This window comes from Acidovorax sp. FG48, assembly GCF_057809085.1.
On sequence record NZ_JBMDJH010000017.1, the window covers coordinates 13,415 to 33,094 of the forward strand.

General features: G+C 66.1%; 21 protein-coding genes. 12 read left to right on the plus strand and 9 right to left on the minus strand.

Annotation, left to right across the window (positions count from 1 at the left end):
* Positions 1 to 176: 176 nt before the first annotated feature.
* On the minus strand, positions 177 to 1,583 hold the full coding sequence (locus ACODSU_RS19540; protein ID WP_488844109.1) for a sensor histidine kinase: 1,407 nt from the start codon (positions 1,581 to 1,583) through the stop codon (positions 177 to 179).
* Between the two features lie 122 nt (positions 1,584 to 1,705).
* Between ACODSU_RS19540 and ACODSU_RS19545 the strand changes: the two genes are divergently transcribed.
* Positions 1,706 to 2,338 carry a response regulator gene (locus tag ACODSU_RS19545; RefSeq protein WP_015015475.1) on the plus strand — a complete coding sequence of 211 codons (633 nt, stop codon included), beginning with the start codon at positions 1,706 to 1,708 and terminating at the stop codon, positions 2,336 to 2,338.
* Between the two features lie 131 nt (positions 2,339 to 2,469).
* Here ACODSU_RS19545 and ACODSU_RS19550 read toward each other — a convergent pair whose 3' ends face one another.
* From ACODSU_RS19550 to gpmA, 4 genes are all read right to left on the minus strand, one after another.
* Positions 2,470 to 2,907: a response regulator gene (locus ACODSU_RS19550; RefSeq protein ID WP_043566880.1), complete on the minus strand. Its 438-nt coding sequence runs from the start codon at positions 2,905 to 2,907 to the stop codon at positions 2,470 to 2,472.
* A 112-nt stretch (positions 2,908 to 3,019) separates the two neighbouring features.
* A complete protein-coding gene (locus ACODSU_RS19555; protein WP_488844111.1) occupies positions 3,020 to 3,769 on the minus strand; it encodes a HesA/MoeB/ThiF family protein in 750 nt (249 codons plus the stop codon).
* A gap of 105 nt (positions 3,770 to 3,874) precedes the next feature.
* Positions 3,875 to 5,311 (minus strand): S41 family peptidase, encoded by a 1,437-nt coding sequence (locus ACODSU_RS19560; protein WP_343733476.1) that lies wholly within the window; start codon positions 5,309 to 5,311, stop codon positions 3,875 to 3,877.
* A gap of 122 nt (positions 5,312 to 5,433) precedes the next feature.
* Positions 5,434 to 6,177: a 2,3-diphosphoglycerate-dependent phosphoglycerate mutase gene (gene gpmA, locus ACODSU_RS19565; RefSeq protein WP_422847563.1), complete on the minus strand. Its 744-nt coding sequence runs from the start codon at positions 6,175 to 6,177 to the stop codon at positions 5,434 to 5,436.
* Positions 6,178 to 6,264: 87 nt separating this feature from the next.
* Here gpmA and ACODSU_RS19570 point away from each other — a divergent pair, with 87 nt between their 5' ends.
* The 4 genes from ACODSU_RS19570 (at position 6,265) to ACODSU_RS19585 (ending at position 8,644) form a co-directional block, all read left to right on the plus strand.
* Positions 6,265 to 6,672, plus strand: a complete 408-nt coding sequence (locus ACODSU_RS19570) for a rhodanese-like domain-containing protein (RefSeq protein WP_291443974.1) — start codon at positions 6,265 to 6,267, stop codon at positions 6,670 to 6,672.
* Between the two features lie 78 nt (positions 6,673 to 6,750).
* A complete protein-coding gene (gene grxC, locus ACODSU_RS19575; protein ID WP_015015481.1) occupies positions 6,751 to 7,008 on the plus strand; it encodes a glutaredoxin 3 in 258 nt (85 codons plus the stop codon).
* A 108-nt stretch (positions 7,009 to 7,116) separates the two neighbouring features.
* Entirely contained in the window at positions 7,117 to 7,575 is a 459-nt protein-coding gene (gene secB / locus ACODSU_RS19580; protein ID WP_295938023.1) for a protein-export chaperone SecB, read from the plus strand.
* Positions 7,576 to 7,627: 52 nt separating this feature from the next.
* Entirely contained in the window at positions 7,628 to 8,644 is a 1,017-nt protein-coding gene (locus ACODSU_RS19585) for an NAD(P)H-dependent glycerol-3-phosphate dehydrogenase (protein ID WP_488844114.1), read from the plus strand.
* 330 nt (positions 8,645 to 8,974) lie between these two features.
* Here ACODSU_RS19585 and lysA read toward each other — a convergent pair whose 3' ends face one another.
* On the minus strand, positions 8,975 to 10,219 hold the full coding sequence (lysA, locus tag ACODSU_RS19590; RefSeq protein ID WP_488844116.1) for a diaminopimelate decarboxylase: 1,245 nt from the start codon (positions 10,217 to 10,219) through the stop codon (positions 8,975 to 8,977).
* Between the two features lie 237 nt (positions 10,220 to 10,456).
* On the opposite strand from lysA, the gene ACODSU_RS19595 reads away from it, so the two are divergent.
* The gene (locus tag ACODSU_RS19595) at positions 10,457 to 11,419 is read left to right on the plus strand and encodes a LysR family transcriptional regulator (RefSeq protein ID WP_488844118.1); all 963 of its coding nucleotides are present in this window, start codon (positions 10,457 to 10,459) and stop codon (positions 11,417 to 11,419) included.
* A gap of 112 nt (positions 11,420 to 11,531) precedes the next feature.
* Here ACODSU_RS19595 and coaD read toward each other — a convergent pair whose 3' ends face one another.
* On the minus strand, positions 11,532 to 12,038 hold the full coding sequence (gene coaD / locus ACODSU_RS19600) for a pantetheine-phosphate adenylyltransferase (RefSeq protein ID WP_015015486.1): 507 nt from the start codon (positions 12,036 to 12,038) through the stop codon (positions 11,532 to 11,534).
* Positions 12,039 to 12,256: 218 nt separating this feature from the next.
* Here coaD and ACODSU_RS19605 point away from each other — a divergent pair, with 218 nt between their 5' ends.
* The 6 genes from ACODSU_RS19605 (at position 12,257) to ACODSU_RS19630 (ending at position 17,513) form a co-directional block, all read left to right on the plus strand.
* Positions 12,257 to 13,057 (plus strand): DUF3667 domain-containing protein, encoded by an 801-nt coding sequence (locus tag ACODSU_RS19605; RefSeq protein ID WP_488844120.1) that lies wholly within the window; start codon positions 12,257 to 12,259, stop codon positions 13,055 to 13,057.
* 146 nt (positions 13,058 to 13,203) lie between these two features.
* Positions 13,204 to 14,385 carry a helix-turn-helix transcriptional regulator gene (locus tag ACODSU_RS19610; RefSeq protein ID WP_488844122.1) on the plus strand — a complete coding sequence of 394 codons (1,182 nt, stop codon included), beginning with the start codon at positions 13,204 to 13,206 and terminating at the stop codon, positions 14,383 to 14,385.
* 71 nt (positions 14,386 to 14,456) lie between these two features.
* Complete coding sequence (locus ACODSU_RS19615) at positions 14,457 to 16,187, plus strand: TPM domain-containing protein (RefSeq protein WP_488844124.1); 1,731 nt, start codon at positions 14,457 to 14,459, stop codon at positions 16,185 to 16,187.
* A 15-nt stretch (positions 16,188 to 16,202) separates the two neighbouring features.
* Positions 16,203 to 16,523 carry a hypothetical protein gene (locus tag ACODSU_RS19620; protein WP_488844126.1) on the plus strand — a complete coding sequence of 107 codons (321 nt, stop codon included), beginning with the start codon at positions 16,203 to 16,205 and terminating at the stop codon, positions 16,521 to 16,523.
* Positions 16,524 to 16,596: 73 nt separating this feature from the next.
* On the plus strand, positions 16,597 to 17,076 hold the full coding sequence (locus ACODSU_RS19625; RefSeq protein ID WP_291443957.1) for a lysozyme inhibitor LprI family protein: 480 nt from the start codon (positions 16,597 to 16,599) through the stop codon (positions 17,074 to 17,076).
* A complete protein-coding gene (locus tag ACODSU_RS19630) occupies positions 17,073 to 17,513 on the plus strand; it encodes a hypothetical protein (RefSeq protein ID WP_488844129.1) in 441 nt (146 codons plus the stop codon). Before ACODSU_RS19625 ends, ACODSU_RS19630 begins: the two co-directional genes overlap by 4 nt.
* Before the next feature lie 112 nt (positions 17,514 to 17,625).
* Here the strand turns inward: ACODSU_RS19630 and rsmD are convergent, their stop codons facing one another.
* On the minus strand, positions 17,626 to 18,318 hold the full coding sequence (gene rsmD, locus ACODSU_RS19635) for a 16S rRNA (guanine(966)-N(2))-methyltransferase RsmD (protein ID WP_488844131.1): 693 nt from the start codon (positions 18,316 to 18,318) through the stop codon (positions 17,626 to 17,628).
* Positions 18,315 to 19,673 (minus strand): M16 family metallopeptidase, encoded by a 1,359-nt coding sequence (locus ACODSU_RS19640; RefSeq protein WP_488844133.1) that lies wholly within the window; start codon positions 19,671 to 19,673, stop codon positions 18,315 to 18,317. Before ACODSU_RS19640 ends, rsmD begins: the two co-directional genes overlap by 4 nt.
* Positions 19,674 to 19,680 lie beyond the last annotated feature (7 nt).

Here is a 19,680-nt window from a genome sequence, read left to right on the forward strand (position 1 = left end):
GCGCAGTGGGGGTGGTGTAGGACGGCACGCACGGGCATGCGCCGACGGCTACGCCGCGCAGGGCGGTGCTGCCGCCCAGGCGCAGCGCCCCGTGCCCGTGATGGCTGTCACCAGTTCGCCGTGCACCGCGGCGAGAGGGAAAAGAAGAGGGAAGGGAAAAGCCGCCGGTCTGCGCTTCAGGCGTCGTGCGCAGCGGCGTTGCGGCGCGGCTCCGACGAGGTGCGCGGCAGCGGCAGCACGGCCGACAACAAGGTGCCATTGCCAGGCCGCGAAGTGAGCGTGAGACGCCCGCCCGCAGCCTCGACCCGGTGGCGCATGCCAGCCAAGCCGTGCGAAGTGGGGCGCACGGTGCCCGGGTCGAAACCCACACCATCGTCGCGCACCTGCACCGACACATGCGTGGGGTAGCCGTGCACCGACACCAGCACCTTGCTGGCCTTGGCGTACTTGCCGATGTTGGTCAGCGCCTCCTGCACCATGCGGTACACCGTGAGCTGCGCTGCGTCGGGCAGTTGAACGGCCTCCAGACTGGTCTCAACCTCAATGCCTGCGCGCTCGGCGTATTCGCGTGTCAGTATCTCCAGTGCGGCGGTGAGCCCCAGGTTCGACAGCGACGACGGTCGCAGGTCTTCGATGATGCGACGCTTGAGCGCAATGCCGCTGTTGAGTGTTTCGGTGAGGTGCTTGAGGCGCTCGGCAATGTCGGGCGCAGTGGCATCGATCTTGGATTTGAGGCGCGCCACATCCAGCTTGGCAGCCGTCAGCAGCGCGCCCAGCTCGTCGTGCAGTTCCCGCGCCAGATGGCCCCGTTCTTCTTCGCGCACCTCCTGCAAGTGGTTGGCCAATTCGGACAGCGTGGCCGTGCGGTCGCGCACCAGTCCTTCCAGGCGGTCGCGCTCACGCTCCAGCACCTCTTGCTCGCGCAGGTTGACGGTCTGAACCGCCTGCGTCTGGCGCAGGTACATGTAGAACGCCAGCAGGCCAATGGCAGTGACCGTGGCAATGCCGATGCGCGACAGCATCAGCGACTGCTCGATCTGCTCGCGCCCCTGTTGCAGGCGCTGGTCGCTGCGGGCAATCAGCTCTTGCGCGTGCTGCCGGATCGCCTCCATGTGCTCCTTGCCCACATCGGTGTTGAGGATGAACTTCCACGCGTCTTCGTTGCCCTGGCGGCGCAGGCGCAGGCTCAGTTCCATCTCGGCCAGCTTGCGCGATATCTGCCGCGACAACAGCGCAAACTCCTGCATGTCTTCCGGCGAGGCCATGAACTGCATACGCAGGCTGTCGAGATTGGTCTGCACGGTGGCTACGGCCTTGTCGTAGGGCTCCAGGTAGGTTTCGTTGCCCGTGAGCAGATAGCCGCGCTGACCAGTTTCTGCGTCCAGCATGCTCTGCAGCAGCTTGTTCACATCAGACCGTGTGGTGAGCCCCTGGGCCAGTTGTTCCACCGCATCTTGCGAACGCATGTGCCCCGTTTCATTGATGCCCACCAGCACCATGGCCGCCAGCAGCGCCATGGGCAGGCTCAAGGCCATCTGTCGGACTTTTGGTAACCAACGCCGGGTGTTTTCTTGGAGATTCATACGCTTATTCTGGATAATGACCGACTACCGTTTTGACGCCCCTGCCGTGCCATGACACGATGGGGCATCTGGACTTCAACACACACCGGCAGTCTGTGGCTGCCGCCTCGAAAGAAGCATCAATGATCAAGATCGGCATTGTGGATGACCATGCGATTGTTCGTTCCGGGCTCAAGCAGTTCCTGTCCGAGCATGTGGACCTTCGGGTCGAGGGCGAAGCCGCCAACGGCCGCGAGGCCATCGACCTGGTGCGCAACAAGGAAATCGATGTACTGCTGATGGACCTGTCGATGCCCGGGCAAAGCGGGCTGGATGCCTTGGCTATGCTGCGCGCCAAGGCGCCTGACATGGGCATCCTGATTCTGAGCGGGTACCCCGAAGAACACTATGCGATCAACCTGATCCGCCAGGGCGCGAGCGGCTACCTGAACAAGGAGTGCGAGCCGTCGGAAATTGTGGAAGCCATCCGCACCATCGCGCTGGGCCGCCGTTACCTGACGCCTGCCGTTGCCGAGCTGCTTGCGCAGCAACTCAACCGCAAGGACGACGCGCCGCCGCATGAGCAGCTGTCGGAGCGCGAGTTCCAGGTGTTTCTCAAGCTGGCCAAGGGAGAGACGGCGGGGGACATTGCCAAGTCGCTGTCGCTGAGCGTGAAGACGGTGAGCACCTACCGCACACGCCTGATGGAAAAAATGAGCCTGTCGTCCAACAGCGACCTGACCTACTACGCGCTCAAGAATCGCCTGATCGACTGACATCGCCTCGCCTGCCTGCGCCCTGCTGCCTCGCAGGGCTCGGGCAAGGTCACCTGCCGCACTCCAAAAAAGGGAAGAAAAGCAAACACCGCGACCACCGCATGCACCTACGCACGCGGCGGCGGGTGGTGTCACTGCGCCGCGCCTGATGAGGCAGCTGGCGCTCCGCCGCTGCTGGTTGCGCCCATGGTGTGCGACAGGCTGCTGTGTTGCACGCAATAGTCCACCAGGGCATCGATCTCGTTGGACTTGTCGAACACCGCATCCACGCCCAGTTGCGCACAGCGCATGCGCACATCGGGCGTGGCGTAGTTGCTGAGCACGACCATCTTTTGCCCCGGCCGACGCGTACGGCAAGCCGCCAACACACCCAGCCCGCTGCCTTGCCGCAAGAACAGATCGACGATGGCCAAGTCCCATTCCTCGGGGTGGGTGGACAACCAGTTCGTGCCCTCGTCTTCCGTTTCTGCCACGCCCACTGCTTCCACAGACGCCAACTCCTCCAGAGTCCCGATCAGGTTCTCTCGGATGGTGGCGTTGTCTTCAACAATGTAGGTGCGCAGTTTCACGGGCGGGTCCATCTGTACGGACAGCGCAGATCACCCTGTCCTAGCCTTGAATTTAAGGCTTCTGTCCGCCGGATTCTGCCAGCCACAGCACGCTGGCCATGTAGGAAGAGTCCTACCGCGCAACACATACCGGACAGTCGGCATGGCGCTGCACCCGCATGGTGTTCCACTCCATGGCCCGGCCATCCAGCATGAGCAGCCGACCCGCCAGCGACTGCCCCACCCCCGCGATAAGCTTGAGCGCTTCGGCCGCCTGCATCGCGCCCACCACACCCACCAGCGGTGCAAACACCCCCATCGTGGAGCAGCGGACTTCTTCGAACTCCGCGTCGGGCGGGAAGATGCAGGCATAACAAGGCGACTGCGCATCGCGCGGGTCCACCACCGTGATCTGCCCGTCAAACTGGATCACAGCCCCTGCCACCAAAGGCTTGTGATGGCGCACACACGCCGCATTGACCGCCTGGCGGGTCGCGTAGTTGTCGCTGCAGTCGAGCACCACGGTGGCATCGCGCACCAGGCTGTCCAAAGCCGCAGCATCCACCCGGGCCTGCAGCGCAGTGACCTGCACCTCCGGGTTGATGTCGGCCATGGCCTGCGCCGCCGACTGGACCTTGGGAGTGCCCACACGGGCTGTGGTGTGCGCGATCTGGCGCTGCAGGTTGGTCAGGTCCACCACATCGTCATCAACGAGGGTAATGCGCCCCACACCAGCGGATGCCAAATACAGCGCAGCGGGCGACCCCAATCCGCCAGCGCCGATGACGAGCGCATGGGCCGCCAGCACCCGCTCCTGCCCTTCGATGCCGACCTCGTCGAGCAGGATGTGGCGGGAATAGCGCAGGAGCTGGTCATCGGTCATGGGAAGGCTGGCCGGCAGTGGCCAAAAAATCAACGGTGAAACAGGCAGACATGAAAAAGGCTGGATTCCTCGCGAAATCCAGCCCGGGGTCGGAGCGCGAAAGGCTCAATTCTCTTTCTTTTCTTCCTTGCGCTCTGTCAGCGTCTTGCTGACCAGCACAGGGCGGCCCTTGAGCTGATTGAGGGCCTGCACCAGCTGGAAGTCCTTGTCGGAGCCAAACTCGGGCACCCTGCGGTCGGCCGCAGGCTTCTTGGCCTCTTCTTCCATGCGCTTGCGGGCTTCCTCGCGGGCTTTCTCGCGGGCCTCGTCCTTCTTCTCTTCACCCTGGCCGCTATTCAGGTGCTTGTCCAGGTCCGCCTCGCGCATGCGCAGGGCGGCGAAGATATTGCCCTCTTCCGACTCGTCAATCATCACGTCGGGCACGATGCCCTTGGCCTGGATCGACTTGCCGCTGGGGGTGTAGTAACGGGCAGTGGTCAGCTTGATGCCGGTGTCAGGGCCCAAAGGCCGCACGGTCTGCACCGAGCCCTTGCCAAAAGTCTGGCTGCCCATGATGGTGGCGCGCTTGTGGTCCTGCAATGCGCCCGCCACGATTTCGCTGGCGGAGGCAGAGCCTTCATTGACCAACACCACCAGAGGCACCGACTTGAGGGACGCTGGCAGGCGCTTGAGCGGATCACCGCCGCCCCGGCGCTGGTAGTAGTCGGGCGCGGCCTTGTAGGTGGCCTTGCTGTCGGCCAGCTGGCCGTTGGTGGTCACCACGGTCACGTTCTCGGGCAGGAAGGCCGCAGAGATTGCCACGGCGGCATCCAGCAGGCCGCCCGGGTCGTTGCGCAAGTCCAGCACCAGGCCCTTGAGGTTGGGCTCCTGCTTGTAAACCTCTTCCACCTTGCGCACAAAGTCGTCCACCGTGCGTTCCTGGAATTGAGACAGGCGGATCCAGGCGTAGCCCGGCTCGATCACCTTGCCCTTGACGGACTGGGTCTTGATCTCTTCCCGGGTGATGGTGACAGGGAACGTGCGGTTCTCGTCCTTGCGGAAGATGGTGAGCGTGACCTTGGTGCTGGGCTCGCCGCGCATACGCTTGACGGCGTCATTGAGCGCCAAGCCCTTGACGGCGGTCTCGTCGATCTTGGTGATCAGGTCGTTGGTCTTGAGACCAGCACGGAAGGCAGGAGAGCCTTCGATGGGCGACACGATCTTGATCAGTCCGTCTTCCTGCGTGATCTCGATGCCCACGCCCACAAAGCGGCCGGACGTGCCCTCGCGGAATTCCTTGAAAGACTTCTTGTCGAAATACTGGGAGTGAGGGTCCAGGCTGGACACCATGCCGGAGATGGCGTCGGTGATGAGCTTCTTGTCATCCACCGGCTCGACGTAATCGGTCTTGACCAGACCAAACACGGCGGAGAGTTGCTGGATTTCCTCAAGTGGTAGCGGTGTCATGGCGCCGCGCGCCACCGTTTGCAGTGACACCGTGGTGAGCGCACCCGCCACCACACCTACCGATACCCATCCTGCAATCTTGAGTTTGTGGCCCATACAACACCTTTTACCGCTTCGAAACCAATATACACCTTGGAAGGGCCAAACCCGCCGCAGTTCCGCATGCACGCTCACTTTGGCGGGGATAAGCGGGGTTTTCCCCGCTCTTTACCTGCGATTTACGCTTTGCCCTGCGATGCCACGGCTGCTGCAGCCTTGGCCGCAGCTTCGGCATCGCCCAAATAGTAGTGACGGATGGGCTTGAGGTCGGCGTCCAGTTCGTATACCAGTGGAATCCCGTTGGGAATGTTCAGGCCCACGATGTCGGTCTCGGAGATGTTGTCCAGGTACTTCACCAGCGCGCGGATGGAGTTGCCGTGCGCAGCCACCACCACCCGCTTGCCCGAACGGATGGCGGGCGCCATGGCCTCGTTCCAGAACGGCAGCACGCGGGCCACGGTGTCTTTGAGACACTCGGTCAAGGGCACGTTCTCGGCAGCCACACCGGCGTAGCGGCGGTCGCCGCGCTCGCTGCGGGGGTCGGTGGCTTCCAGTGCGGGCGGCGGCGTGTCATAGCTGCGGCGCCACACCAGCACCTGTTCGTCGCCGTACTTCTTTGCCATGTCGGCCTTGTTGAGGCCCTGCAGCGCGCCATAGTGGCGCTCGTTCAGGCGCCAGTCCTTGACCACGGGCAGCCAGGTGCAGTCCATCTCGTCCAGGGCGTACCACAGGGTGTGGATGGCGCGCTTGAGCACGCTGGTGAAAGCCAGGTCGAACTCGTAGCCCTCAGCCTTGAGCAGCTTGCCGGCCGACATGGCCTGGGAGACGCCGGTGGGCGTGAGATCCACATCGGTCCAGCCGGTGAAGCGGTTTTCAAGGTTCCAGGTGGATTCGCCGTGGCGGATCAAAACGAGCTTGTACATGGTTTCCCCAGGAAATACGGGCTAAAGAAAAAGCAGACCAAACCCGGCATTCTAGAATTACGCGGTTCGCCAACCCAAGGAAGCTTCGTGAAATTCATTATTGATAACTGGTATCTGTTCCTCGTTGCACTGGCTTCGGGCAGCATGCTGCTGTGGCCGGTCCTGCAGAACGCCAGTGGCGGCTCGCTGACACCCGCACGCGCCGTGCAGCTCATCAACCGCGAAAAAGCGGTGGTCATCGACGTGTGCGAAGCCGAGGAATTCGCGGCCGGCCACGTCACCGGCGCCAAGAACGTGCCCGTCTCCCAACTGGAAGAGCGCCTGCCCACTGTGGTCAAGAACAAGGCCCTGCCCGTGGTGCTGGTCTGTGCCAGCGGTGCCCGCGCCAACCGCGCTGTCGGCATTGCCAAAAAGCTGGGCTACGACAACGCCCAGGCACTGGCCGGCGGCATGAAGGCCTGGCGCGAAGCCAGCCTGCCTGTGGAAAAAGCCTGATCCGCCCCCAGTTATTCGGTCAGCGCTAGTCTTGCGACTGGTTTTTCAGTCCCACAGGAAGAAAGAGGAAGGTTCGCCATGCAACCCGTGAAGATGTACACCACCGCCGTCTGCCCCTATTGCATCCGGGCCAAGCAGATCCTCAAGTCCAAGGGTGTGGAGCAGATCGAGGAGATCCGTATCGACACCGACCCCGCCGCGCGCAGCCACATGATGGAAATCACCGGCCGCCGCACGGTGCCGCAGATCTACATCGGCGACACCCACGTGGGCGGCCACGACGACCTGGTGGCACTGGACAGCCGTGGCGAGCTGATGCCCCTGCTCGGCGCCTGACCGCCTCTGCGGGCGCTGCATAATGCAGCCCCATGTGCCCGCTGCGGGAGCTGCTCCCCGGCGGGTTTTGTTTTGCTAGCAATTTCGTAAGAGCAAAGAGACTTCACCATGGCCGACCAAGAAAACCCCGTGTTCCAGATCCAGCGCGTCTACCTCAAGGACATGTCGCTGGAGCAACCCAACTCCCCCGCCATCCTGCTCGAACAAGAGCAGCCCAGCGTGGACATCCAGCTCGGCGTGGAAGCCACCCCCGTGGCCGAAGGCATCTTTGAAGTGGCCGTCACGGCCACCGTGCAGACCAAGATCAAGGACAAGACCGTGTTCCTGGTCGAAGCCAAGCAAGCCGGCATCTTCGAAATCCGCAATGTGCCCCAGGACCAGATGGGCCCCATCATGGGCATCGCCTGCCCCCAGATCGTGTACCCCTACCTGCGCGGCAACGTGGCCGACCTGATCAACCGCGCTGGCTTCCCGCCCGTGCACCTGGCCGAAATCAACTTCCAGGCCATGTACGAGCAGCAGCAAGCCCAGGCCGCAGGCCAAGCCTCGCCCATCATCACGCAGTAAGCATTTGCAGGCATTTTTGCCTGTAGTGCTGGATGAATAAGCGCATACAGCTATGAAAATCATAGTATTGGGCGCTGGAGCCTGGGGGACGGCGGTGGCCATGAGTGCCGCCCTGCACCCTTCAGGCCATGCCGTCACCTTGTGGGCGCGTGATACCGCCCAGGCAGCCCAGATGCAGACGCAGCGGCACAACGCGCGTTACCTGCCCGGCATCACCCTCCCCCCCTCCCTCACGCTGGCCCATGGCGACTTTGCTGCGCTATGGACCGGCGCCGACCTCGTCATCGTGGCCACACCCATGGCCGCTTTGCGCGGCATGCTGCAGGCCCTGCACGGATGCGCTGCGCCCGTGGCCTGGCTGTGCAAGGGTTTTGAAGCCGTGCCTGCGGGGGGCGCCTCAGCATCTTTTGGGCTGCTGGCGCACGAGATACAAGCGCAGATAGCTCCTGATTTAATAGCAGGCGTATTCAGCGGCCCCAGCTTTGCGCAAGAAGTGGCGCTGGGCCAGCCCACCGCCCTGGTGGCTGCCAGCCCCCATGCGCAGTTGCGTGATGCGCTGGTCAGCGCCTTCCACAGCCCCAGCGTGCGCGTGTATGCCAACGAAGACATCGTGGGCGTGGAGGTGGGTGGCGCGGTGAAGAACGTGCTGGCCATTGCCACCGGCCTGTGCGACGGGCTGGCGCTGGGGCTGAACGCCCGCGCCGCGCTCATCACGCGCGGCCTGGCCGAGATGACACGGCTGGGCCTGGCGCTGGGAGCGCGGCCCGACACCTTCATGGGCCTGTCGGGCCTGGGGGACCTGGTGCTGACCGCCACGGGCGACCTGTCGCGCAACCGGCGCGTGGGCATGCTGCTGGCCGAGGGCAAAACCCTGCCGCAGGCCGTCGAGTCGCTGGGCCATGTGGCCGAGGGCGTTTACAGCGCCCGTACCGTGGCGCAGCGGGCGGCCCAGCTGGGGGTGGACATGCCCATCACCCGCGCGGTGGTGGCGCTGCTCGATGGCCAGCTCACCCCGGCAGATGCGGTCGTCACCCTGATGGGGCGCGGGCCTGCCTCCGAGCTGATGTGACCCCATAGTGCCCGGCAAAAACAAAAGGCCCCTGCGGAATCCACAGGGGCCTTTCGTTTTGGTGGCGCTGATGCCATGCGCGCCGGGGGTGGATTCAAAACACCCCAAACAGCATCAGCAGCAGCACAACCGACAGCGGGACGCCAAGTAGCCAGGCAATGAGAGGCATGGGGATCTCCTTGAATGGGTGAGAAGTTCAGGTGGTTTCACTGTATTTCTCACCCCGGCTGGTGCTTGTCCGGCTTTGCACCCCAAACCCGTAGGCCCTCACCTACCCGCACCTCTTGCCGGCTCGGCCCGCGGCGCCCCTGAGCAGCGCTGCGGCCTGGCTTACAGCCCCAACTCCAGCGCCAGCAGCTCGTCCACCGTCTGGCGGCGGCGGATCAGGCGGGCCTGGCCGCCGTCCACCAGTACTTCGGCAATCAACGGGCGCGTGTTGTAGTTGGAGGACATGCTGGCGCCGTACGCGCCCGTGTCGTGAATCACCAGCAAGTCACCCACCTGCGCGGCGGGCAGGTCGCGCGGCAGCACCACGCCGCCGTCACCCTGGGTGAACACGTCGCCCGACTCGCACAGCGGGCCCGCCACCACCGTGGGCTGCTCGGCTGCGGTGGAACCATCACGGCGCAGCACGCTCATGGCGTGGTAGCTGCCGTACATGGATGGGCGCATGAGTTCGTTGAAGCCGGTATCAACCAGCACAAAGTGGTTGTTGCCCGCGTTCTTGGTGGCGCGCACCTGGCCCAGCAGCACGCCCGATTCGGCCACCAGGAAGCGGCCGGGCTCGATCTCCAGGCCGAGCTTGTGGCCCACGATGGCCTCGGCCTGCTGGCGCGCGGCGTCCCACAGGCCGTGGTAATGCTGCGTGTCCACCACCGGGTCGCCGCTGCGATAGGGGATGGACAGGCCACCACCGGCCGAGATGGCATGCAGGTCGTGCCCCGCCGCATGCGCCGTGCGCACCAGGTTGACCATGGCACCGCACACTTCCTGCAGGTGGCTGTAATCCACGCCCGAGCCGATGTGCATGTGCAGGCCCACCAGCTTCAGGCCGTGCTGCTGGATCGCATCCAGTGCAGCAGGCAGGTCGGTGTGCCAGATGCCGTGCTTGCTGTGCTCTCCACCCGTGTTGGTCTTGTTGCTGTGGCCGTGGCCAAAGCCGGGATTGATGCGCAGCCACACCGCGTGGCCCGGCGAGCGCGCGCCCAGCTGGTGCAGCATGTCGATGGAACCCGCGTTGACGGGCACGCCGTGCTCGACCACACAGTCCAGCGTGGCGGCATCGAACAGGTCGGCGGTGAAGACGATCTCCGACGGCTCTCCGCCCGCCACATAACCCGCTGCCAGCGCACGCAGGATCTCGCCGCGCGACACGGCATCCACCTTCACGCCCTGCTCGCGCATGAGCTTCAGGATGTGGATGTTGGAGCAAGCCTTTTGCGCAAAACGGATGGTCTCGAAGTTGGACACCTGCGCAATGCGCTGGCGGATGGTCGCCGCGTCATACACCCACAGCGGGGTACCAAACTGGTCGGCCAGGGCCCAGAGCTGGGCGGGGGAGAAAGGGTTGGACATGGGGAGGCTCCAAGGGTACTAAGAGCGGCTAACAAAACTCAGCGAAGCGGTTCTGGCTAGGCGCTGTGTTGCAGGCAGTACGAGCAGTACGACAAGACACAGCAAAGACGCCAGAAGAGTTTTGTTAGCCGCTCTAAGCGTGAACGATGCGCGGATGATGCCGCCATCCATGCATTCAGTCGAATGCTTTGATTTACGCCATCCATTCAATATGGATATGCTCTGTGCATGACTGGCATGACCGAGCCCCCACTGAATTACCGTACCACCCACCGCATCACCCACCGCCACATCGAGGTCTTCCGCGCCGTGATGACCGCAGGCAGCGCCACCGGCGCGGCCGACCTGCTGCACAGCTCGCAGCCCACCGTGAGCCGCGAGCTGGCACGGCTCGAATCGCTGCTGGGCTATGCGCTGTTTGAACGCGTGCAGGGCCGACTGCGCCCCAACGCGCGGGCGCTGGCGCTGTGGGATGAGGTGCAGCGGTCCTGGCAGGGGCTGGAGCGTGTGGTGGACCGGGCCGTGGCGCTGGGCCGGTCGGGGGCCGTGCAGTTGTCGGTGCTGTGCCTGCCCGCGCTGGCCCATGCGCTGCTGCCGGGCGCGGCGGCGCGGCTGATGCAGTCGCACCCCGAGGCACACTCCACAACGCGCGTATCGGTCACACCGCAGGAATCGCCCCTGCTCGAAGAATGGATGAGCGCCCAGCGGTTTGACCTGGGCCTGTGCGAGCAGACCACCGCCCCACCCGGAACGCGGGCGGAGCTGCTGCTGACGCTGGACGAGGTGGCCGTGCTGCCCGCAGGCCACGCACTCGCACACCAGCCGGTGCTGGACCTGGCCGACTTTGCGGGCGAGTTTTTTGTGAGCCTCTCGGCCGAAGACCCCTACCGCCGCCTGATCGACGCCCGGTTTGCCGAGGCCGGCGTGGAGCGCACGCTGCGCGTGGAGACCCACAGCGCCGCCGCAGTGTGCGCCATGGTGGAGCAGGGCCTGGGCATCGCCATCGTCAACCCAGTCACCGCCCTGGCCGCCGCCAGCGAGCGGCTGGTGCTGCGGCGGCTGGCGTTTTCCATCCCCTTCAGCGTGACGGCGCTGCTGCCGCTGTACCGCCCACCCCTGCCCGAGGTCGTGCCCATGCTGGACGCCCTGCGCGCGCAGGCACACGCCATTGCGGAGAGGCTACCGCCCGCCATGGACTGAGGCCACAGGATCTAGATACTATGATTTTGATAGCATCCAGGGCATATCGCACTGGCGCTATCAGCACAAAAGAGCCACAACCGAGGCTCTGGGTGCGTTTCGGACAGTGTCCTCAGCCGCCCGGCGCCGCGAGGCTACGCACCTTGACCGCCAGTCGCTCTTCCACCGAGGGCGATACGAACTTGGTCACCTCGCCGCCCAGCACCGCGATCTCGCGCACAAAGGTGCTGCTGATGAACTGGTACTTGTCGCTGGGGGTGAGGAACACGGTTTCGACCTGCGGCATCAGGCTGCGGTTCATGCCCGCGAGCTGGAACTCGTAGTCAAAGTCCGTCACGGCGCGCAGGCCGCGCACCATGGCCTTGCCGCCGCGCGACACCACAAAGTCGCGCAGCAGGCCCGAGAAGGGCTCGACCTGCACCTGGGGATACATCTTCACGGCCTCGCGCACCATGTCGATGCGTTCTTCCAGCGAGAACAGGGTCTTCTTGTGGTGGCCCGCCGCCACGGCCACGATCACACGTTCAAACAACTGGGTGGCTCTGCGCACCACATCTTCATGGCCCAGGGTGATGGGGTCGAAGGTTCCGGGGTACACGGCGAGCACGTTCTGGGCCATGGCTGGTTGTCTCCTGTCTGGCGATTGACGTTGGCCCCGGCCCCCGGGGCGCTCCCCGCAGGGCCCGCCGGGCCGCGTGCGCGCATTATGCAGTGCAGTGCAACATGAACCCGGACACCACATCCGCCCAACCGCCGCATCGTCCACCTGAACGATGCCAGGCGCAGGCTCGCGGCCTACCATGCCCAGCCCTTTCTGCCCCAAGGTAGGCCCCGCCTGTGACCTCCTCCCCCAACGCATCCCCCAGCACCCCCATCAACGACGCGCTGTTCGACACCACCGCCTGCCTCAACTGCGGCGCGGCGCTCACTGGCCCGTTCTGCGCGCACTGTGGGCAGAAGAAAGCGGCGCGCATGGGCACCCGCATGATGCGCAAGGAGGCCTGGGAGCGGTTCCGGTGGTTTGAGTGGAGCACCATCCGCAATGCGCTGCGGGTGCTGCCGCAGCCGGGCACCATGGCGCGCGAGTATGTGCTGGGCCAGCGCAAGGACCACCCGCACCCGCTCACGCTGCTGTTCCTGTCCATCGGTTTTTTGCTCATCGTGCTGGGTCACACCGACTACCTGCGGCCCGAGCTGCCCAGCGAGGCCGCGCAGCGTATGTATGCGCTGGTGACTGGGTACTCGAAGTGGTCGTTTTCGCTGGGGGCGGTGGCGGCTTTGGCCAGCATGTGGCTGGTGTTCCGCCGGCGCGGCTACAACACGGCCGAGTTGCTGGCGCTGGCGCTGTACTGCCAGGCGGTGTTCATCGCGCTGCAGATGGTGAACCAGCTGCCCCTGGTGCTGGCGCATTCGCCGGAACTGCTCAAGTGGCACAAGCAGTGGTCGCCCTGGTACATGACGGCGCTGCAGACGTTGATGTTCATGCTGGCGCTGCGGCAGTTCTTTCTGCTGGACCCGCGCCGCCACGCGGGCTGGCTGCTGCTGGCCGGGGCGCTGTTTGCCGGGCTCAAGTGGCAGGCCACGCAGCTCTATGCCCGGGGCGTGGTGGAGCTGGTGCTCTGGCAGATGGGGGGCTGAAAACAGCGGGGCCACTGAAAAATGTGAACCAGTTCACGATTGTGTGTCGGAGTGCCACCACATCCTTCACCTGAATGATGCCGCCCTGACGGCAACGCACCTACGATCCGCCGCAGTTCAACACATACAGCGAGAAGGAGGCCGACTTGGCCGGTCAGGAGTGGAACACGCAGCACCTGGGAATCCCCGGTTTTGAGGCCCTGATGGCCGAAAGCCTGGAGGCCCTGGGCGAGCCCGGCATGGTGGAGCGCCTGCTGCGCCGCCTGGGCGAGGCGCTGGGCAGCCACAAGGTGGTGCTGTTCTGCCCCCTGCCCGGCTCGGACGACCCGCTGACCGCCTACCAGTGGGGCATGCCCGACGATTTTCTGGCGCGCTACGCCAACCTCATCCAGGGCTGCGATGCCTGGAGCGAGGCGCTGGAGCGCCAGCAGGGCGCCGCGCTGGCGCGCGGCGGCTCGCTGAGCCAGCAGCTGGTCAGCACCCCGGCGCTGCGGCGGGGTGCGTTTTATGCCGACTACCTGCGGCCCCTGGGCATCGATGCCATGGTCAACAGCATCGTCGAGGCCTCGCCCGAGGTGGGCATGCATGTGCTGGCGATGTACAACGACCTGGGCCAGAGCGAATTCACACCCGAACAATTCGCCCGCCTGCGCGCCGCCACGCCGTGGGTGCGCAGCCTCATGCGCGCCCAGCGGCGGCTGCAGCAGGCCCAGCGCCACACCAGCGCGCTGGAGCGCACGCTGGACCAGCTGCCCCTGGGCGTGATGCATGTGAACCGCCGGGGCGAACTGCGCTACCTGAACGAACACGCCCGCGCCTGGCTGGGCATTGAAGACGCCTGCCGCATCCTGCTGCGCGGCGCCACCGGCTGGCAGGCGCGCCAGCCACTGCAGCTGGCACAGATCCACCCCGCGCTGATCCCACTGTTGGGCTCCAGCCTGAGCACGCAGACACCGGTCTCCGCCCGCCTGCAGCCCCAGCACGCGGGGGCCCCCGCCACGCTGGTGGCCCTTGCCGCCCCCCTGCGTGGCGGTACGGCCCCTGCCACTGGCGAGGCGCTGGCCCAGTTCATCCTGGTGCCCGAAACCCCGCCCCATGCAGGCGCCACCGTGTCGGTGTGCAGCGCGCTCTATGGCCTCACCCCCGCCGAAGCAGCCTTGCTACCGCTGCTGCTGCAAGGCATGACACCGCGCGAAATGGCCGACACCCGCCAAGTAAAGATGCCTACCGTGCGATCGCAGCTCGCCAGCCTGTATGCAAAGACCGGTACCCGGGGCCAGGCCGAACTGGCCCAGCGCGTGCTGCGCGTGGCGGCGCTGGTGGCCTGACTTCTTTCTCTCTGTTTTTGTCTCTTTTATTCCTAGCGCGGCGCCGAGCGTCGCATGAAAGGCCCCTGCTCATGACCTTGTCTCGCCACTCCCTGCCCCACCTGCGCCAACTGCGACCCGTCGCCCTGGCCTGCTGCGCCCTCGTCGGCCTGGCGGTCGGCGGCCTGGCCATGGCCCAAAAGAACGCCGCCGTGGCCAAGCCCAGCAAGGCGCAGCTGGTGGCCGACCTCGCCGCCACACTGCAGGCCTGCTCGTACGACGGCAGCCCACTGGCGTTTTCGCCGCCCGACCTGTCCAAGGGCGGCGGCACCGGCAAGCAGGTGGTGGCCGAGATCATGAAATACACCGGCCTGCCCGCCAACTTTGTGGTGGTGGAAGGCAAGGTGCCCAACGCGGCCGCCGTGATCATGCAAGGGCCCGACCAGGTGCCGCGCCGCGTGATTGCCTACAACCCGGCCTTCATGGGCCAGGTGATTGAGGCCACCAAGTCCAACAACTGGGCGCCCGTGAGCATCATGGCGCACGAGATCGGGCACCACCTCTCGGGCCACACCATCGTGCCCGGCGGCAGCCAGCCGCCCATCGAGCTGGAGTCCGACAAGTTCAGCGGCTTTGTGCTCTACAAGATGGGCGCGCCGCTGGCCGACGCCCAGCGCGCCATCGCCACGCTGATCCCCGAGAAGGACGGCGAAACCCACCCCGGCCGCAGAAAGCGCCTGGCTGCCATCGAGTCGGGCTGGAAGGAAGCCTGCGAGCTGCAGGGCGGCGGGCCACAATGCTCCGGCGGGCTGCCGGTGCGCACGGCAGCGGCGGCGCCTGCCGCGCCATCACCAGTGCAGGCGCCCGCTACCCCAGTGGCCAAGGCCCCAGCACCCACGGCTGCGCCCACCCCCACGCCAGCCACCCCTGCGGCCAAGGCGCCGGCCCCGGCCCTGGCAGCTGCCGCCGCCGAAACCCTGCCCAAGGTCGACGTGGCCGCAATCCCGTCCAAGGGCACGCAGTTCATCTACGACGAGTTCGGCATCCTGGACCCGGCCATCCGCGCCCAATTTGAAAAGCAGATGTACGAGCATGCGCAAAAGACGGGCGTGGAGATCGTCACCCTGCTGGTGAAGGACCTGGACGGCAAGAGCGCCGAGGACTACGCGCACGCCATGATGCGCCAGCTGCGCGTGGGCAAGCTCGACGTGGGCAACGGCGCCGTGCTGGTGGTGGCGCCCGAGCAGAACCAGGCCGCCGCCGTGCTGGGCGCGGGCGTGGCGCTGGAGATGGGCAGCCATGACAAGACCGAGCAGCTCAAGCGCTGGATGAACACCGCATGGGCGCTGTGCAAGAAAAAGAACGCCTGCGGCAACTGGACCGAGAACCTGATGCTCGCGGCCGACCACATCCGCCGCGACACCAGCCGCGCCGACTGGACCATCGCCTACCAGTCGCTGGGCGACATCCAGAAGGCAGACGCTGCCGAGAACGGCAAGGTCACCAACCCCAACGACAGCAAGGTGTGGCGCAAGATCGTGCGCCTGTCAGGCACCGTGGAAAGCCTGAACCCTCCCTCTGGCAACAAGGCCGCCTGGGTCAACGACGCCAAGGTGCAAAGCGGCAAGCAGCCCGTGCTGCTGCGCAGCGCTGAAGGCCTGACCACCATGCTCTACGTGGACCCGCGCACCGCCGCGCTGCAACCGGGCGGCAAGCTGGAACAGGGCAAAACCTACACGGTCATTGCGCGTGCGGCCGCCCTGTCGTGGAACCCCAAGGACACGCAGTCGCTGGACGTGCTGAGCTACGCCGTCACCGAATAAGCCGCTGTCCCGTCCATGTCATCCACCGCCGTCACCCTGCTCATTGCAGGCGCCGCCAATCTGCTGCCCGCGCTGTTCTTCATGTTCACGGCACTGCTGGGCAGCAACGGCATGAACTCCGCCCAGGGCGGAAAGCTGCTGGGCACTCTGGCCGTGTTGCTGGTGCTGGGCTGGCTCGTAGCGCTGTGGATGGCGCGCCACCTGGCGCACTGGGGTCAGGCGCGCGGCTGGTCCACCGTGGCCAGCGTGGCAGCGGCCAGCGGCGGCGCGGTGGTCACCTTCACCGTGCTGGCGCTGGTGTCCACCCTGGCGGCGCTGCTGTGGGTGGGGGCATGAGCGGACAACGCCGCAACGGATAGACCCAAGCGATCACGCCAGCACAACAGCAGACCCCGAGGGACACACCCACATGCACCACTACCATCACCATCGCCTCCGCAACCTCCATCGCACCGCACTTGCGCTGCTGACCACCTTCCTGCTGCTGGCCTCTGGCCCGCAGGCCGCCCAAGCCGCCGAACATTTCTGCGGCCAGCGCACGGCCCACCCCATCGACAAGGCCCTGGGCGCCGCCTCCGAGCGCAGCGGCGGTGTGACGGTGGACCTGATCGACGCCCAGAACGCAGCCTACGCCGCGTGGGACAAGGAGCTGAACCGCATCTACGCCCAGGTACTCAAGGCCGCTGGCCCCGGTCGGCGCGACACCCTGCGGGCCGCCCAGCGCGCCTGGCTCGCGTTTGACACCGCCCAGGGCCAGTGGGACAGCGCCATCTTTGCCGAACAGGGCAGCTCGGCCGCGCTGAACATTGGCGGTGCGGCACTGGAGCGCCGGCGCGCCCGCGTGTGCGCGCTCACCAACGACCTGGAGAGCCTGAAGGATTCACCATGATGCGCCGCACCTGGCTGCAGCGCCTGCCCCTGCTCGCAGCCGCCTTGGCGCCACTGCTGCGCCCCACCGGGGCCCGCGCGCAGGGCGCCGCCCAGGTGTGGCTGCGCGTGCGCAACCAGAGCCAGGAGGCCTTCACCCATGTCTGGCAGGGCCTGCCGCAGCAGGGCACCGATGTAGACCTGGGCCCGCTGCTGCCCGGCGACACCAGCCGCTGGCACGTGCTGCCCGCCACGCTGGCGCACTACCGCAAGACCCGCATCCAGATCGGCCAGCGCCAGCTCACGCATGTCACCGACCAGTCCTTCCCCGGTGGCCAGGCCACGCTGGCACCGGGCCACTACACCTTCAGCTACGCGCTCGAAGGTGGCGCGCTGCAGCTGGTGGTGATACCGGAGGCTGGCCCCGTCGACAGCAGCCAGCCGCTTCAAAAACAATAGCAACCAGCAAATACAACACCAGCGCTTGAGGCGATTTTTCCCAAAAATCAGCGCCCCAGCCGCCAGCGCAAACGCGGGGAACACCCGCCCTGGGTCTGCAGTGCCCAGGCGCTCAGCCGCGCTGCAGCAGGTGCGCATGCACCGCACCGGCCTTGAGGTGCCGGTACAGCACCAGGCCGTGCGCCGCCAGTTCCTCGTCCGTCCACAAGCGAGGCGCTTCAAGGTAGATGAAGCCCCCAGCCGCCACGGCCTGGGCAGCGGCCTGCAGGGCGGGCTCGAAAAACGGGCCATCAAATGGCGGGTCCAGCAGCACCAGGTCCAGGCTAGCGGGTGTGGCCTGCTTCAGTGCAGACACGCCATCACCCCGCTGCAGGCGCACGGCGCTGGCCTGCAGCTTGGCCTGCAGAACCTGCAGCTGGGCGACCAGGGCCGCATCGTTTTCCACCAGCAGCACCGATGCGGCGCCGCGCGAGGCGGCTTCGAGCCCCAGCGCGCCCGTGCCCGCAAACGCGTCCAGGCAGCGCCAGCCCGCCAGGTCCTGGCCCAGCCAGTTGAACAGGGTTTCGCGCACGCGGTCGGGTGTGGGGCGCAGGCCGGGGCGCTGGGCTACGGGCAGGCGGGTGCGCTTCCATTGCCCGCCGATGATGCGGATTTCGCCCGCGCCCTTGGGGGTGGCCGCCGCCGCAGCTTTGTCCTTGGCGTTTTTCTTGGCGGCCTTGGGGTCCACGGGGGCCGCAGCGGCGGCGGCGTGGGCCTTGCGGATTTCGGCGGTGATGGCGCTGCCGCGCAGGGTGGATCGGCTCATGGCTGCTTGCCTCCCACCACCACGGTCACCATGCGGTCGGGCTGCAGCTTTTGGGCCATGGCGGTGCGTACGTCGGCCACCGTCAGAGCCTCGACCTTTTTGGCCCACTGGTCCAGGTAGTCCAGCGGCAGGTCGTTCCAGGCGATGTTGGCCACGTTGCCCAGCAGCTTCTTGTTGCTGTCGATGCGCAGCGCAAAGCCGCCGATGAGGTTGTCCTTGGCAGCGCGCAGTTCGGCCTCGGTGGGACCTTCGGCCACGAAGCGGGCGATCACGTCGCGCGAGACCTGCACCGCCTGGGCGGCCTGGTCGGGGCGCGTCTGCAGGCCCACGGTGAAGGCCCCGGCGTGCAGGCCGGGCGCAAAGTAGCTGTAGACGCTGTAGCTCAGGCCGCGCTTTTCGCGCACCTCGTGGGTCAGGCGCGAGACAAAACCGCCGCCGCCCAGGATGTGGTTACCCACCAGCAGCGCGAGGAAGTCCGGGTCGCGGCGCTGGAAGCCCGGCTGGCCGATCAGCACATGGGCCTGGGCCGAGGCAAACGGAATGGTCTTCTCGGCAGGTGCCGTCAGCGCCGCCACCTCGCCCACGGGCGGCAGCGGTGCGCAGCCTGCAGTGGCAGGCAGGCGCGACAGCAGCGTGGCCACCAGCGTCTGCGCCTGGGCACGCGATACGGCGCCCACAATGCTGACCTTGGCGCGGCAGGCGGCCACGTACTGCGCGTGAAAGGCCTGCATGTCGGCCACGCCAATGCGCGCCAGCGTCTCTTCGGTGGTGCGCACGCCGTAGGGGTGGCTGCCATACACCGCAGCGGCAAACGCGTGGTTGGCCACGGTGGCGGGGCGCGTGTTGGCTTCTTTCAGGCTGGCGCTCCAGCGGGCGCGGTCGCGTTGCCAGACGTCTTCGGTCGTCATGGGCTCGGCAATCTGGCGGGCCGCCAGCCGTGCGGCGCGCTCGAGCAGCGGCGGGTCGGTCAGCGAGCGCAGCACGTAGTGCAGTGTGTCGTTGTCGGCATTGGCTTCAAAGCTGGCGCCCAGGTCGGCCCAGGCCTCGCCCAGGCCGTTTTCGTCCAGCGCGGGCTCGGCACTCGCATCGCGCCCGGCCTTCACGCCCTTGCTCGCCATGGCGGCCACCGCATTGGCCAGGCCGGACTGGCCCGCCGGGTCGCGGCGCGTGCCAGCGTCAAAGTCGATCTGCACGTCCACCATGGGGATGACCGGGCTTTCGACCAGGTAGACCTTGGCTCCATTGGGCTCCGTCCAGTGCTGGATGGGCAGCAGCGCCCAGGCCGAATTGGAAGAAAAAAGGGCTATAGCGCTAGTGCATAAAGCACGGACAGCTATGTTTTTGATAGTAATCATGGGCAGT

Coding starts and splice junctions, on each gene's coding strand:
- ACODSU_RS19540 (WP_488844109.1), bottom strand. CDS start 1,583: ATGAATCTCCAAGAAAACACCCGGCGTTGGTTACCAAAAGTCCGACAG.
- ACODSU_RS19545 (WP_015015475.1), top strand. CDS start 1,706: ATGATCAAGATCGGCATTGTGGATGACCATGCGATTGTTCGTTCCGGG.
- ACODSU_RS19555 (WP_488844111.1), bottom strand. CDS start 3,769: ATGACCGATGACCAGCTCCTGCGCTATTCCCGCCACATCCTGCTCGAC.
- ACODSU_RS19560 (WP_343733476.1), bottom strand. CDS start 5,311: ATGGGCCACAAACTCAAGATTGCAGGATGGGTATCGGTAGGTGTGGTG.
- gpmA (WP_422847563.1), bottom strand. CDS start 6,177: ATGTACAAGCTCGTTTTGATCCGCCACGGCGAATCCACCTGGAACCTT.
- grxC (WP_015015481.1), top strand. CDS start 6,751: ATGCAACCCGTGAAGATGTACACCACCGCCGTCTGCCCCTATTGCATC.
- secB (WP_295938023.1), top strand. CDS start 7,117: ATGGCCGACCAAGAAAACCCCGTGTTCCAGATCCAGCGCGTCTACCTC.
- ACODSU_RS19585 (WP_488844114.1), top strand. CDS start 7,628: ATGAAAATCATAGTATTGGGCGCTGGAGCCTGGGGGACGGCGGTGGCC.
- lysA (WP_488844116.1), bottom strand. CDS start 10,219: ATGTCCAACCCTTTCTCCCCCGCCCAGCTCTGGGCCCTGGCCGACCAG.
- ACODSU_RS19595 (WP_488844118.1), top strand. CDS start 10,457: ATGACCGAGCCCCCACTGAATTACCGTACCACCCACCGCATCACCCAC.
- coaD (WP_015015486.1), bottom strand. CDS start 12,038: ATGGCCCAGAACGTGCTCGCCGTGTACCCCGGAACCTTCGACCCCATC.
- ACODSU_RS19615 (WP_488844124.1), top strand. CDS start 14,457: ATGACCTTGTCTCGCCACTCCCTGCCCCACCTGCGCCAACTGCGACCC.
- ACODSU_RS19620 (WP_488844126.1), top strand. CDS start 16,203: ATGTCATCCACCGCCGTCACCCTGCTCATTGCAGGCGCCGCCAATCTG.
- ACODSU_RS19625 (WP_291443957.1), top strand. CDS start 16,597: ATGCACCACTACCATCACCATCGCCTCCGCAACCTCCATCGCACCGCA.
- ACODSU_RS19630 (WP_488844129.1), top strand. CDS start 17,073: ATGATGCGCCGCACCTGGCTGCAGCGCCTGCCCCTGCTCGCAGCCGCC.
- rsmD (WP_488844131.1), bottom strand. CDS start 18,318: ATGAGCCGATCCACCCTGCGCGGCAGCGCCATCACCGCCGAAATCCGC.
- ACODSU_RS19640 (WP_488844133.1), bottom strand. CDS start 19,673: ATGATTACTATCAAAAACATAGCTGTCCGTGCTTTATGCACTAGCGCT.